The organism is Solitalea lacus, assembly GCF_022014595.1.
GTDB classification, from domain to species: Bacteria; Bacteroidota; Bacteroidia; order Sphingobacteriales; family Sphingobacteriaceae; genus Solitalea; species Solitalea lacus.
Genome location: NZ_CP091740.1, coordinates 254357 through 269597 on the forward strand (window position 1 = coordinate 254357; position 15241 = coordinate 269597).

The following is a 15241-nucleotide window of genomic DNA, read 5'->3' on the forward strand; positions in this document are numbered from 1 at the left end:
TGTGTTAACTGACATTTATGGAAAAAGCTACCGCCAAAATTATTCAACATTTGTATTCCCGCGCCGGGTTTGGAATTTCTTATAAAAAACTACAGCAATTACACAATAAGCCAATTGCTAAAATAGTTAAGGCAATTTTTGAAGAATCTAATGATTATTCTCAGTTAGATTTAAACCTCGATTTGGAAGAAATGAAGGGAAAGGAAATGATGAGTGAGGAAAATCGTAAGGCAATGCGTAAGTTTTTTAAAGAAAGTACTGAAAACCTTAACACCCGTTGGATTCAGCAAATGAGCGTTACAAATGCTCAATTACGTGAGAAAATGACTTTGTTTTGGCACGGTCATTTCGCTTGTAGAAGTTTCAATCCAATTCATAATCAGCAGCTCAACAATATTATGCGCAACTATGGCTTGGGAAATTTTAAGGAATTGTTGGTGCAGGTTTCCAGATCTCCTGCCATGCTTGCATTTCTTAATAATCAACAAAACCGTAAAGATAGCCCTAATGAAAACTTTGCCCGTGAACTAATGGAGCTTTTTACGATTGGCCGTGGCAATTATACCGAAAAGGATGTTAAAGAAGCAGCACGAGCCTTTACCGGATGGGGATTTAAGCCATTAACCACCGAGTTTGTGTTCAGAGCTAACCAACACGATTTTGGACCGAAAACTTTTATGGAACAAACCGGTAATTTTGACGGAACTGACATCATCGACATTATTCTTAAACATAAGGAAACATCCCAATTCATCTGCACCAAACTGTATAAGTTTTTTGTTAATGATAAAATAAACCCACAACATGTGAACATACTTGCGGAGCATTTTTATCAGTCCAATTATAACATTGGGAGTACAATGGTCTTACTTTTTACGGCTGATTGGTTTTATGCTTCAGAAAATATTGGTGCCAATATCAAGTCTCCAATAGAATTCATTGTTGGTTTAAACCGTCAGTTTTATATAAGCTACGAAAGCACTGATATGCTGCTTTTTTTACAAAGGGCGCTAGGTCAAATGCTTTTCTATCCACCCAATGTAAGCGGCTGGCCAGGTGGAAAAAACTGGATTGACAGCTCAACACTCATGTACCGGTTAAAAATTCCTTCGGTCATTTTAAATAATGGCGTTATTGAATTAGCCGGTAAACCAGACCCAGAGGAAGAAGCACAACTGGCCATGATGAAAAAAATGACTACTCAAATACAACGCAGAGTGAAAGCGACTCCAGACTGGGACCAATTTATGCAAGAACTGCCACAATCCATGAGTCAGGAACAATTGATCGATTATTTACTTGCTCCTGATTTAGCAAAGAGAAAGCTAAATCTGTTATCCGAATTATCATCCAAAACGGTAAAGGAACTGATTATACAATTGGTATCAATGCCTGAGTATCAACTTTGCTAGGGTATTACCCATTTTTTCAATAATAACTGTATGAAACGCAGAGATTTTCTTAAAAATACAGCACTGGCATCAGGAGCATTTTTAATCCCATCTTTTATAAAGCCCTTAGAATTGATTGCAGCTGACAACATCGGTTTTAAGCGATTGGTGATTATTCAGCTTTCAGGAGGGAATGACGGTTTAAACACAATTGTACCATTTGGAGATGACCTTTATTACAAAAAACGTCCTTCGTTAAATATTGCAGAAAATGAGGTCATCAAGTTAAATAATTACCAAGGATTTAATCCTGCCATGGATGCATTACGGGAGGTTTATGACCAGGGACAAATGAGTATTTTAAATGGCGTTGGTTATCCAAACCCCGATCGTTCGCATTTCCGCTCCATGGACATTTGGCATACTGCCAGTGGTTCTGACGAATATCTCCCAACTGGCTGGATTGGTCGTTACCTGGATTCTAACTGTGCCGAGTGCAAATCTCCACATACAGCAATTGAAGTAGATGAATCTTTATCACTAGCCTTAAAAGGAATTACTAACAAAGGTATTGCCGTAAAAAACAGTGAACAGTTATACCGAACCACACGCGAACCATTTTTTAAGATGGCGGTAAATGATGCCAAGCAAAACCTTCTTAATGAGGATAATTTGGGTTATTTGTATAAAACACTGATAGAAACTTATTCCTCGGCTCAATACATCAATGATACGGCAAAGCTTTATAAAAACACGGCAATATATCCGATTTCTCAGTTCGCCAATGAGCTTAAAACCATTGCAACATTCATTAACTCAGGCCTTTCAACCCGTGTTTATTATGTTTCACTGAGTGGGTTTGATACTCATATTGCGCAGCGCGGACAACAATCGCGCCTATTAAAAGCTTTTTCCGAAGCAGTTGCCGCTTTCATAAAAGATTTAAAATCAACCCGCAATTTTGATGATACTTTGATTATGACCTTTTCTGAATTTGGAAGAAGAGTTTCACAAAATGCCAGTGGAGGAACGGACCATGGAACTGCCAACAATTTGTTTCTATTTAGTGGAAAGCTTAAAAAAGCAGGAATATTTAACACTGCACCGAACCTGAATGATTTAGATAACGGTGATATAAAATACCAGATTGATTTCAGAAATGTGTATGCTACAGTTTTGAACAATTGGTTGGGAATAACAAATGATAAAATAATCAATCCTGGTTTCAAACCCTTAAGCCTTGTTTAAGGAGAAGCAATCAACCATGACTTCTGGGAAATAAAAAAGGGCCTTTTCTCATTGGCCCCACCGCTTGCGCGTATCTGGATTTGTCTCGATGGCTTATAGATTAACTTTACAAATATACTGCAAATTAATATAATTGTAGAATTTTATTTTAACCTAAGGTCATCTAGGTTATCAAAAAAATCGTCCCAGCGTTCTTGTACTTTATCGCTGAAATAAATGTTTCTACTTACATAATGCCTTTCAAAATCCTGAAATCGCTTTTCTGCTAACTGATCGATATGAAAAATCAGCCCAATACTAGTTGTTTCCTGTTTTTCAGATGACGTCTTAAAATTAGCTTGCGGAGTTGTGGGGTTGTTTTTGATTTGTATCATGAGCGCATTCATTTGTTTCAAGCAAGATACCCGACTTAATTAAACTGTTTGAAAATTTTTGATTAACAATTCGTTAAATATTAAATTTTGAATCATATCATAATTTAAGAACTTTATTTTAAAAAATTTGACATTTTGCATTTCAAATTGGATTATTACGCCAAATTTGTTCCGAACCGAATTTTAAAGTACTTACAACCTAGCAATGAAGATTAAAGAAGTTTGTTTAGTTGCATTATTTACAGCTCTAGGTCTAAATTCGTCAGCAATAAACCCGGATAGTACAGCTGCCGCAAAGCGAGCTTTAGATAAAGAGCGTGCCTCGTTATTAACCAATAAAGAGTTAAAACCTGAACCGAAAATTGAACGCATGCTTAAATTAGGTATGTGGAACGATGCTTTGCAACTAATCTCAGCAGATAAGAACCCAGGTATAGAAATGCGGTTGGTAAATGCTGAATATTTTTTAATTACCAATGATTTCAGAAAAGCTGACTCACTAGTCAATGGAGTGCTACTGCGCAGAAAAGAAAATCCGAAAGCTTTATTGTTAAAAGCACAACTGGAAACCTGGGCTTGGAAGTTATCTGAAGCAGCTCAAACCTGTGAACAAATCACTGTTCTAAAAGATAAACCTTTGTATGCTGAGGCCATGCTTCAACTCGGCCGTGTAAGATTATTGCAAAAAAGATATGATGACGCCTTAAAGATTGCGAAAGAATTACAGCAGCAATTTCCCCAAAATTCAGACGTGTGCCTACTGGAATCTGATGTTCATTTCTGGAATCAAAAACCAGAATTAGCAGAAACTCCTTTAAAAAAAGCGCTTGAGCTTGATCCATTTAATGCCGATGCCCGATTCAATTATGGTTATGCCATTTGGAGGAGACGCGATGCCACGCAGTTATTAAAAATGGAAGCACAGTGGCAATTGGCTATCGCCATTAACCCGATTCATTTTCAAACTCACTGGCATTGGGGCAATGGCCATACCACCCAAACATACTCTAACTATGCAGAAAAAAATGATGATGCTGTGAACAAAGAGCTTGCTGCATCAGAGCAACTGATTAAAAACCATAAACTTCAGGAGGCTATTGATGCTACACGCCTTGTTGAGAAGAAATATCCAAACTCGGTTCTTCCGGCCATGATGCGTGGTTCAATTTATTATATGGCCTTTAATATGAATCGTCAACAGCGATTGGATTCGGCCCAGGCAATTTTTTTAAGCATTCTGGCAAAGAAAAAGAACTATGGACCAGCACATAATGGCTTAGCTGCAGTAATAAAATCGAAGCGAATTCCTTATCTAGCTAGTTATGATTCTATTGAAACTGCCTTAAAATCACTTCAAATAAATAATGAAAAAGGATTTTTAGCTGTTTTTCCTGATATAAACTATTATACTGGAGAAACTGTAAAAAAATGGGTGGCCAGCCAAATGTATTCGGCTTCAGCCTACTATCCATTATTGTCAAAGCAAAATTTAACATTTGCAGTCCCCCCGTTACATGTTGATTTGGCAACTGCCATGAACAGCAATTATTTCAGAACTGCTACAACTTTTGATAACCGCCAATGGATGGATATCCGTGGTGTTGGCAGTGGGGCCGCCGGAATTGAATATGTTGAGCGTGGTGCTTATAGAGAACGAAATGTGTTACTGCATGAGTTTGTGCATTTATTTCACATGAAAGCATTAACAGATGATGAACTAAGAACAATTCGCTCATTGTATTTAAAAGCGATGGCTGAAAACAGAATGCTAGACTACTATTCAGCTAATAATGAACATGAGTATTATGCACAAGCATATCCGGCCTATTTTGAAGTTGAGAAGGTTCATCCTCTTGATTTTAAGTCGATGTGCACCTCACATGATCTTAAAACAAAGGATCCTGGCTTATATAATTTCATAGCTGCAATGGTAAAAAAAGAACAAGCTGCCATTTCTGGTGATAGCAAGGCTTTAAAGAGCAACTGGGCCCAGGTTTATCTTAATATATTTAATAACACCGAAAACCGTAAGGCCCCAAATACAGCATTGCTTGACACAGCCTTACAATATGATAGCAATTACCTTCCAGTATTGCTAGCTTATGCAGATCATCATTCTGTCACAGGCAATTTTGAGGCTTCCCAATCTTTGTTGAAAAAAGCGGAGACAATAAACCCAAATTACGCCCCGCTTTATGTTTCAAAAGCTAAACTATTGGAATCTCAATCGCTGAATCAGGGTAACTCTTCTGCATCAATACAAACTGAGACTGCTTTATACAACAAGGCTCTTAGCCTTGAGAGTGATCCAATGGTTAAAGCAGAATTGGTAAATACAATAGAACAATTTTATACCCGCAACGCATTAATTGCTGATGCAGTTTTTGCTGCTGATGACTTTATTAAATCAGTTCCTGTAACTTCTACTTATTTAAGAGACAACCGGGAGGAGCAAATTGCGTATGCAGCTGTTACCAGAGCTGAGTTAGGTTATAATGAAGCTCTTGAAACATTGAAAAAACAAGTTGAGCAAAAAGCCCAAAACTATGAACTATTAGGACAGTATGCAGATGCGCTTGCCAACAATAAACGATATGACAATGCTATTGCAACCTTGCAATCAGCTCAAAAGTTATTAAATGCCGCCGGCACTCCCCGCCCCGATTTCACGCTGCGTATTGCCGAATACTACTATCAAAGCGGGGATGCTGATTCGGCTACTTATTTTATTGAACCTTTAATAAAAGATCAAAGATCAATCTCAAGGTATCAAACTCGACTTATACGCCTTCTGGCAAACATAAATAGAGTTGGCACTGCCGAAAACTTATTTAATTCATTACCAAAAGCATCTGATAATTTTTCAAGGGCTGATTATTTTTATACCAAGGCTAAACTTAGAGAGGGTAAAGGAGAAATGATTGAGGCTGCCGATGAGTATAAACTTGCAATTGCTGCAAACCCATATCATTTTAAAGCAGTATTTGATTTGCTTAAGTATTACCGGGCGATGGGTTATACCAAAGAGGCCAATGCCTTGTTTGATGGATTAATGGACTTGAAAATAAAACCAGGACCCTCATTTAAATAATAAAAAAGAAAGGTGAACAATATATCGTTCACCTTTCTTTTTTATTCTTCTTCCGATGATTTGGGTTGTTTTTCAATTTCATCAAACAACTTATTCATTTTCATAACATATTCTTGAGTGTCATCCACAAAGAATTCCAGCTCAGGAATAACACGTACTTGATCCTTGATTTTTTTGGCCAATTTATACCTTATTTCACCCTGTTGAGCCTTCACTGAATTTAGCGACTGCTGCGCAATTTGAGTATTTAAGAAACTTAGGTATATGCGTGCAATACCTAAATCAGGTGTTACTCGAACTTTGGTCACAGTTACAAAATTACCAGGGAAAAGACTACTGCTTTCTTGCTGAAAAAGATCCGCTAAGTCCTTTTGTATCTGACGGGCAAATTTTAATTGTCTTTTCGATTCCATCTCTACAATTTCATTAATATTAGTGCCATATCCAAGCACCCAGCCGGATATTTTTCTTCACATTTCCAAAGGTAACAAGATATGCGTAATTTTTACTTCTCAGCTTTAGACTTGTGAAAAGTTCATTAATCAAGCTATGAGTGTTATTTCTTTATCTTTGCCTCCTTAAATTTTTATAAGATGACTTCATTTAAATTAAATACGGAATATATAGAGCTGATTAAATTGCTAAAAGCTTCCGGTATTGCCGAAAACGGCGGGCATGCTCAAGCCTTGGTTGAGGCAAATCAGATAAAAGTTAATGGCGCTGTTGAAACCCGCAAACGAGCTAAATTAAAAGCAGGGGATGTAATAGAAACTCCCTTTGGAAATATTAAACTTGAATAAAAACCATTTATTAAGGACGGTAAGGCTTGTAAGTTTCACGCTGAACGTCCTGATTACCAAATGAGTTTGGACTAATAATAATTTTGAACATCAATTTTATTGAGTGCCAACGCAATAGTGTAACCATTCGTAGTGTTACAAATGGAAACACAATTGCAAACCAAAGGAGATTTAGTGCATTTAATTTGCATTTTTTCCCCATCATGGTGCTTATAAACATTCTGCGTCCTTCAACATTTTGATCATCAATTTTAATTGAGAACAATTTGCCGGGAACTTCCAGATTAAAATGAACGTTTACATTATTACTGATAAATGGAGATCCATAAAATTTAGGTGTATCTAGGAAGAAGCGGTGACCTCTCAAATTTTCCCGACCTATAAAATAATTCCGTTGTTCGCCGATTTTGTTTTTAATTTCAACAATTGCACAAACGGGATCACTGTATTCATCCATCAAAAAATAGAAAGATACAGGATTAAACAAGTAACCAAAGGTACAAACATTGGTTAAAAGCATAATACGCTGACTTCCAACCGCAATACCGTTTTCTTCAAATCGAGCAACAATTCTATCTTTTATTGATTCATGGTTTGCTGTTTCATCATTTTTTAAATGATCAGCATCTCTGAAGTTGAAGATATTAAACTTATTTCGACTGAAAAACCAACGTTTACGGGCAATCAGATCAATTTCATCCAGGTTGAGGTAGAACATAATATTCTTGTAATAAAACCTGCTTTTGCGAGGTTCTAAACGATTATGCATTACCAAACATTCGTACAAACAGGAATTCATAGAAGTTTTATTCTAATTTAACTTAATTTTTGCTCAGGCTTTTTTATTTTTGCGCTAAATATTTTTAAAGATTATGTTATCAACATTAGCGGCTTATCTTGCTCCGGCTCAATACGTGATTCCTTCTGTAATTGCTATAGGGTTAATTTTACCTATTTGTATTATCCTTGTTTTCGAAAAACAACGTAAACACGAATTGGAAAATCCTTCACACGAAGAAGATAGCCATCATTAATATTTAGCTGGGCCGAAAAATCAACCGGCCCAATTCATTTATATATTTCAACTTGTGAATATTTCATTTGCCCTATTAGGGCATTTGAACAATTTATTGCTGAAGTGTATGCATCCTCATGAAACCCGTATTTGAAATAACTACCACAAAAATACGTGGTTTTTTCCATACCCTCATTTTCAGGCACTTGATTAAGTTTAGGCAAATATTCCTGTGCCTTAATAGCCTTTAAATCAAAAACAGGTTGCTCACGATCTATAGTTTTCAGCACTTTATCCTCTGCAACCAATCCAGTGTCATTAATTGATATAAAATAATTTTGGCTTGCGTTTATTTGTTGTAACCTATTTAGCCAATAAATTGCAGTAGTTCTGCCCATTTCAACCCTGTAATTCCATCCACCCCATGCCCTTTTATTTTTAGGCATAACTGACTCATCGGTGTGAAGTTTTACAGTATTCGTTTCAACTTTAAAATTACGTAGCAAGCTGTATTCCAAATTTGTTGCATCATCTTCTAAAATTCTCAAGACTTGTTCGGCATTACAGGCGAATACAACTTTATGATATTTCTCATAAGTACCATCTTCAAAATATAAAACAACCCCACCCCTATCAAGATCTTTCTGTCGCTTTACGTATACAACCTTACGATTGGTTTGTATATTTTTCTCAATTATTTGAGTTAAAACCTTAATGTAAGTCTGGCTGCCATTTTCAACGGTATACCAATCATTATTGCCATGATCGCCCAAAATGCCGCAGTTTTTAAGAAAACGAACTAGAAATTCAAACGGAAACTCATTTGCTTTATGTGGAGGAAGTGACCAAATTCCTGAACAAACCGGAACCAAAAAATTTTCTAACAAGCTATAACTAAAGCCTTTTTCATTGACGTATTGTTTGAGGCTATAATTTGCAAACTTGTTGCTATCTAAATCACTCCCACAATTTTTATTTAGCTTTATTATTTGAAGCATTAGGTTCAAATGGTCTATATTAAAAATATTTCCCCTTTGAGCCAACATGCCGTTTATACTTGAAGTCAAGTATTCTCTTTCGGTTCTTTTTTGCTGAATACCAAAAGAAACCTCGGTTTTTTTAATAGGTATATTAAGTTCAGAAAATAGATTATATAAATTAGGATACATGTTTTTATTGAAAACCATAAAAGCTGTATCAATTGGAACTAATTTATCTCCTTCCTTAATACTTATGGTATGAGCATGCCCTCCCACAGTTTTGTTTTGTTCAATTACTGTAACATCATAATAGTCTTTAAGGTGATATGCTGCACCTAATCCTGCTATCCCCGAACCAATTATCGCCAGTTTTTGCTTCATGAAAAGTTATCTGCTGTATAAGTTTATTGAATTGATGTTAAAATAATTCAACTAAACACATTTTGCATCAATTCTTTTCATTTTGCGTATTACTACGTTTTCTCAATAATTGAATAGAGGTATAAATACGTTTATGGAGACAATTTCTAAGAAAGAAACTACTCTGGTGCTATAATAGCCGTAGCTTCAATTTCGACGAGCAATAATGGGTCAATAAGAGCTTTTATTTCAATCATGGATGTTGCCGGCTTTATATCTTTAAAAAATTCTGCATGTGCACGACCAATTTCTTCCCAATAATTAATATCAGTTACGTATATACGAGTGCGCACTACATCATTCATACTTGCTCCCGCCTTTTCTAATGAATCGCTTATTTTTTGAAGAACTGTTTTTGTTTGCAGATAGAAATTATTTACACCTACGATATTTCCCTCTACAACAGCTGTAGTGCCCGAAACTTCAACAATGTTTCCAATTTTTACTGCACGGCTGTAGCCAACAATATCTTCCCATTTGGCCCCTGAACTAATGTTTTCCCTTTTCATAATTAGTTGAAATAATAAATCAAAATAACTTTTTATTCAATACCGGTCAATAAAAAAGCCTTCGTGAATACGAAGGCTTTATATATTTTAAGCAGTAACTTTTCTAATTTGAATAATCCTTACCCAATGAAGTACTTTCATTACAGGATAAACTGGATCAAATTCCCACCATTTTTTTGCAAAATTCGGACTGTTAGGAAATTTATGGTGATTATTTTGAAACAATTCACCTAACATTAAAAATTCTATTGGAGTCGTATTCTTTGATTTATCACCATTATCAAAATTTGAGTATCCGTATTTATGTCCACACCAATTTACAACTGCTCCATGAATAGGTCCCATTAACCAATGAATTGGCAATAGCAAAAAGAAAAATGGAGAATAGCCTAAACCAAAAATAAAATAGGCATACACAGCAACATAAATTATCCCCATGAAAGAGCGAGTAATCAGTGAATCGCCAAATTTATCAAGCCATGCCCATTCAGGATAATTACCTTTAAATTCGTTTTCAGGTTCTTTTAACCGGGTAACGTAAGCATTATAAATGCGGCGAGTTTCAAGCATCATTTGCCATACATCGTCAAAAAAGTGGGGAGAATGCGGATCTTTCTCTGTATCTGAATATGCATGGTGCATGCGGTGCATAATTGCATAGGCCCGAGGATTTAAAAAAGATGATCCTTGAAACAGGAAAGTCATGAAATAAAATGTTCTTTCCCAAAATTTATTAGTAGTAAACATTTTATGCGAAGCATAACGATGCAGAAAGAAAGTTTGGAAAAACAAGGAAATAAACCAATGACACAAAAAGAAAATTAAAATTGGCACTGTGCAGTAATTAATCGGTTAAAAGATTCTATTAAATTATTATGCAAGCATAATTTATATAAAAACAATAACAGTCTTTTCATAAGGATTTATCTACCTGAGAAAAGACCGCAGCTATATTTTAGAATATAAAGAACTCGCCTATTAGCTAAACAATTGATTATGACAGAATAGCAAGGTCATAAGGCTTAGCAAATTTCGGGGGCAAAGGTAAGGAATTGATCTGAAATTAATCTAAACTGATTAAAGACATTTGAAAATTGATCATTTCCTGTTTTCTGCAAACAATGAATTATTTATTTCTTATCTCCTGCTCCTTAAACAGCCTGAAAATTTTTTGATAGTTGTAGTTAGGATTTTTAATATCATTATCGGGCACATTATGTTTGTTAAACCATACTCCTGTTAACAAACTATTATACCCCACAGCTGAAATCGTAGGAGTTTCACTATATCCTCCCTTTTCTCCCAACATACATTCTGGTATAGGCTCCATCTTTAATAATTTGCTTAAAATTAGGCAGATTGAGTTTTTCCATAACATCTGCAGGAATTCCGTCGGCAATAACAAAGACAACCTTTTTATCATTTTGAGCAATTACTTGCAATTAAATGAGTATTAATTATCTGTTCAATAGGGATTAAACTACCATGATCCCAGCCTTCGGACTTCTTGTTTATTGATTAAATTTATTACAAAACTGAACAGCCTCAAGCACCCCCATTTCTGCTTGATATTGCTTTTATTGTAAGGACTGGTTGTTGTCATTTTATCTAACCCTATACACTATCTATTTTTAAACAAACTCTATGTATTCTTCAAAAAAAGCGGCCTTTCTGCCGCTCTGTTATAAAGAATTGTTATCCTCACTTAGCTTAGTACTTTAGCCTCTGTATAAACATTTCCAAATCTATCTCTTACACGAATCATAATAAGTTTTGCAGATGTTGAAGGTTTTAGCATAAACAGATGTTCTGTTTTTATTGGTTCTACCCATTTGCGATAGGCTGGCAAAGTTGAACCCTGGTAAAGTTCAAGAGTTTGCGGATCAAAATCGGCAATTCGTTCCATTTCACCTTTCTCTGCACCATCTTCCAACCATTCTACTTTCCATTTTTCATCCCAATTCCAAACGTTTACCAAAACATGATCAGGATAACTTTTATGATATCCTTTTTCGTACACACAAAATTGATGATTTTTATTTTTTCCGGTTGATTTATAGAACCAAGTTAAACGGGTTTCATCCACTTCAAAAATACCATAGCCGTTTGGCGTTCCATCGCCGCAACACGGACCACTCCACCATGCACCGCATGCCGTACCAAGATTATGTTCCATCAACCGATCGCTGATGACTAAGTTTTCATTCCAATGAGTATGCCCAGAAATGATATGAGCATTAAATGGTTCCAAAATTTTGTACAGCTGTTTCCGATTCGACAAGACGCCTGAAATACTCTCTTCTTTCAATCCTAGTCGACTCTTCTCGCCTGAATCAGACGGAATATGCATAGTTACAATAACAAGGGTATCTTTAGATACATACGCCAAATCTTGCTCCAACCAGCTTAATTGAGCTTCGGTTAAATAGCCAATGTATCTTTTTCCTGCTCCAATGGAAAATACATTATCAAGCACTACATAATGTACTTTACCTCGATTAAACGAGTAATAAGTGGGCCCGAAAATGCTTTTAAAGGTTTCTGTCGACTGCTCATCACTGCGAACATCCACAAAATCCATATCATGATTACCCAGAACCTGAAAGAATGGAATACCTGCTACGGCTACAGCCTGCTTGTAATCAGCAAAAAGTTCATGTTTATCAAACACCAAGTCACCACAGCAAATGCCATGAAACAATGCACTATCTCCGTAGCTCTTTACAAGTTCACGCAAATCAGGGGCGGTGGTTGTTAAAAGTAAGTCAGCATCTTTTTTATTCTGAATTTGAGGATCGGCCCAAACGGCGAACTGATGTTTTATATCCGGCTGCTCCAGTTTTACCAGATTAAAATTGGTTGTAAAGCTCTTTTCTTTCTTATCAACAGGCACATAAAACCTGGCAATACCATTTTCATTTGCTATCTGAAACCCCGAAGGGATAGAGATATAAACAAACTGAGCGGTTTTATTGCTCAGCAAACGATAATTTCCTTTTGTATCTGTTCGTGTAACGTTAATGCCATCAGTTACCGAAACTCCGGCTACGCCTTGCCCTTGACCCAAAACCTGTCCCTTTAAAACAATTTCGGCAACACCAATTGTTGTTGGATCATCATTTTTATCAACTGCGTTAACTACACCAACCGGCACAGAAACTGCTGCTCCTAACAGGCCAATATTTTTAATAAAATCTCTTCTGAACATATGAATGAGTCATTTAATTAAACAGAGCGTCTTCCGAGGGATAATGCGGAACATAACAGAAGTCCATTAAATTAACTGATGCCTCGTACCTCAGCATGACAAGCTAATGTTAGTTCCTTCAAACATCTGAGTCCTCTTTACTTCTCCTTCAATGTGGCTGTGGGCCTTATCTCATAAAGTTTTTTCTGTAGTCCCACTCCTTTTATTGTTAATGATTTCCAATGAGCAGGCAGTTTACTTTTTACTTGTTGTATGCCTTTTGGTGTAATATCTAATCCTCCAAACCCCATTAAAACCGCTTGCAATACCCCGCCGGCACCAGTTACGAAATAAGGGTTTGTTCCGCCTTTGGTTTCTGCAATTACCCTGAAAGGAGGATTTAAATTTGGAACAAATGCATCCAGGAAATAATGATAGGCTTGTTTCTCATCTCCCAAACGTGCATAGAGCAAGGAAAAAATTGCCTGAGTCATCGCTGGAGTACCTGAAACAGGAACCCTTGTTTGGTAGTATTCAAGATCCTTCTTGATTTGCTCTTCATTAGAGATTGCTTTAAGCGGATAAGCCAACAAATTCACATCACCCTGCTTAATTGGTTCTCCATTATAGGTGACGTGTTCACGGGTAACGCCGTCAGGAAATTGAAGAATAGGAATATTTTTAGCTACTAGGCTCCAATCGGCATTTTCTGATTTACCCAATAGCTTTGCAGCTTGGTTAGCAATTTCCAGATTTACTTTGGCTACGGCATTTGTATAGGCATCATTATCTACATTTTCGGCCCACTCATCAGCTGCTACAACATTTTTTATATCAAATTTATAGGGGCCGTTTCGTTCAACACGACTAGCCCAAAAATCGGCAGTAGCTTCAATTATTGGCCAACCTTTACTTTTCAACCATTCTCTATCCTGTGTAACACAATAATAATTCCAGGCAGCAAAAGCAACACATCCTGTTACATGATGCTCAAACGGACCACTTAACGCCCAAACAGGCGTTTCTTCGTCGCCTGATTCAGCACTTTCCCAAGGATACATTGCGCCTTTATAACCATGGGCAAATGCATTTTGCTTAGCCGCCTCTAATCGATTAAACCGGTAATCAATTAACGATTCTGCGATTTCGGGGTGTAAAACCAACAAAGGAGGGAACATCCAAATGTCGGTATCCCAAAAAACGTGTCCGTTATATCCTAAACCCGATAATCCCATTGGCGACAGAGACATTCCGGAGCCTTGGCGCGAGAAAGCATACAAATGATACAGCATGCTTCTAACATCTTGCTGGGCCTGATCATCCCCTTCTATCAAAATATCACTTTTCCATAAATCATCCCAAGCCTTGTTATGCAAACTAATTAAGCGTTGCTTACCTTCCATTTTTGCAAAAATTGTAAGTCGCTCAGCTTCATTTAATGGATCGGGATAATGAGCTGTACTCAAAATAGCACCTGCTATTGCATATGAATAGGTAGTTCCTGCTTTTATTTTCTTTGTAAAGCGCATGCTATGTTTATTATTATCATACATAGCATGAATTATGTTTGGCTGCCGATCTTTAGGTTCATCAAATAAAAAGGTGGTTGATGCTGCCAACCCAATTTTACCGGTAGGACTTTTAGCCGTTGTGGTAAGCAAACTGATACTTACATGCGAACGAGCAATCTCATTAAAGTAATTTTGGGCATCACGTAATGCATCAGGAGTTTCCATGTTATTAACAGCGCTTATCTCCAAATCTTGACTGGCGCTTATACTTACATCAACCAGTACCGAATAAGGCAAGTGCCTTAATGAATAAACAGTATAACTTACAGTAGCCTTTTCACCAACATTAAATGAAGAAGTGAAACTTCCTTTCTTCATATTCAGATGTTGAGTAAAGTTGTTGATATTATTTACCGAAATTGACTTCCCATCTACTGACAAGCCCATATTCAACAAATTAATACTGTTAATAAAGTTACTTACGCGCCCCCGGCCATAAAGGTCATACGCCCCAGCGAGTACAATGTTTTTAACTTTAAAAGGCTCTGGTGATGAAACAATACCAATCATTCCATTGGCAACACTTACCCCGGAATAATTGGATGGGTCGATCTTGTCGGCTTTGATTATCCAGGGGTTAACCTGAGCATTAGCATTAAAAAAAATAAATACAAAAGCTGTAATTAAGTGCAGTATGAATTTTCGCATTCGTACA

At 36.6% G+C, this 15241-nt stretch carries 14 protein-coding genes; 5 read left to right on the forward strand and 9 right to left on the reverse strand.

The features are described from left to right. Positions 1-17 precede the first annotated feature (17 nt). On the forward strand, positions 18-1412 hold the full coding sequence (locus L2B55_RS01020) for a DUF1800 domain-containing protein (protein ID WP_237848440.1): 1395 nt from the start codon (positions 18-20) through the stop codon (positions 1410-1412). 30 nt (positions 1413-1442) lie between these two features. Then, the gene (locus tag L2B55_RS01025; RefSeq protein WP_237848441.1) at positions 1443-2639 is read left to right on the forward strand and encodes a DUF1501 domain-containing protein; all 1197 of its coding nucleotides are present in this window, start codon (positions 1443-1445) and stop codon (positions 2637-2639) included. Positions 2640-2782: 143 nt separating this feature from the next. Here the strand turns inward: L2B55_RS01025 and L2B55_RS01030 are convergent, their stop codons facing one another. Next, positions 2783-3013, reverse strand: coding sequence for a hypothetical protein (locus L2B55_RS01030; protein ID WP_237848442.1), 231 nt, complete (start codon positions 3011-3013; stop codon positions 2783-2785). Between the two features lie 205 nt (positions 3014-3218). Between L2B55_RS01030 and L2B55_RS01035 the strand changes: the two genes are divergently transcribed. After that, positions 3219-6104 (forward strand): tetratricopeptide repeat protein, encoded by a 2886-nt coding sequence (locus L2B55_RS01035; RefSeq protein ID WP_237848443.1) that lies wholly within the window; start codon positions 3219-3221, stop codon positions 6102-6104. 41 nt (positions 6105-6145) lie between these two features. On the opposite strand, the gene rbfA is transcribed toward L2B55_RS01035, so the two are convergent. Next, positions 6146-6517, reverse strand: coding sequence for a 30S ribosome-binding factor RbfA (gene rbfA / locus L2B55_RS01040; RefSeq protein WP_237848444.1), 372 nt, complete (start codon positions 6515-6517; stop codon positions 6146-6148). A 180-nt stretch (positions 6518-6697) separates the two neighbouring features. Between rbfA and L2B55_RS01045 the strand changes: the two genes are divergently transcribed. Further along, the gene (locus L2B55_RS01045) at positions 6698-6904 is read left to right on the forward strand and encodes an RNA-binding S4 domain-containing protein (RefSeq protein WP_237848445.1); all 207 of its coding nucleotides are present in this window, start codon (positions 6698-6700) and stop codon (positions 6902-6904) included. Positions 6905-6914: 10 nt separating this feature from the next. On the opposite strand, the gene L2B55_RS01050 is transcribed toward L2B55_RS01045, so the two are convergent. Continuing rightward, positions 6915-7703: a DUF1365 domain-containing protein gene (locus L2B55_RS01050; RefSeq protein WP_237848446.1), complete on the reverse strand. Its 789-nt coding sequence runs from the start codon at positions 7701-7703 to the stop codon at positions 6915-6917. A gap of 73 nt (positions 7704-7776) precedes the next feature. On the opposite strand from L2B55_RS01050, the gene L2B55_RS01055 reads away from it, so the two are divergent. Next, positions 7777-7938, forward strand: coding sequence for a hypothetical protein (locus L2B55_RS01055; RefSeq protein WP_237848447.1), 162 nt, complete (start codon positions 7777-7779; stop codon positions 7936-7938). A 34-nt stretch (positions 7939-7972) separates the two neighbouring features. Here the strand turns inward: L2B55_RS01055 and L2B55_RS01060 are convergent, their stop codons facing one another. The 6 genes from L2B55_RS01060 to L2B55_RS01085 all read right to left on the reverse strand — a co-directional run bounded on the left by L2B55_RS01060 (position 7973) and on the right by L2B55_RS01085 (position 15234). Beyond that, entirely contained in the window at positions 7973-9280 is a 1308-nt protein-coding gene (locus L2B55_RS01060) for an NAD(P)/FAD-dependent oxidoreductase (protein ID WP_237848448.1), read from the reverse strand. A gap of 158 nt (positions 9281-9438) precedes the next feature. Further along, positions 9439-9828, reverse strand: coding sequence for a RidA family protein (locus L2B55_RS01065; protein ID WP_237848449.1), 390 nt, complete (start codon positions 9826-9828; stop codon positions 9439-9441). 87 nt (positions 9829-9915) lie between these two features. Then, on the reverse strand, positions 9916-10662 hold the full coding sequence (locus L2B55_RS01070; RefSeq protein ID WP_237848450.1) for an acyl-CoA desaturase: 747 nt from the start codon (positions 10660-10662) through the stop codon (positions 9916-9918). 292 nt (positions 10663-10954) lie between these two features. Next, entirely contained in the window at positions 10955-11158 is a 204-nt protein-coding gene (locus L2B55_RS01075) for a hypothetical protein (RefSeq protein ID WP_237848451.1), read from the reverse strand. A 375-nt stretch (positions 11159-11533) separates the two neighbouring features. Then, entirely contained in the window at positions 11534-13036 is a 1503-nt protein-coding gene (locus tag L2B55_RS01080) for a calcineurin-like phosphoesterase C-terminal domain-containing protein (RefSeq protein ID WP_237848452.1), read from the reverse strand. Between the two features lie 137 nt (positions 13037-13173). Next, a complete protein-coding gene (locus L2B55_RS01085) occupies positions 13174-15234 on the reverse strand; it encodes a kojibiose hydrolase (protein WP_237848453.1) in 2061 nt (686 codons plus the stop codon). Between the last annotated feature and the right edge of the window lie 7 nt (positions 15235-15241).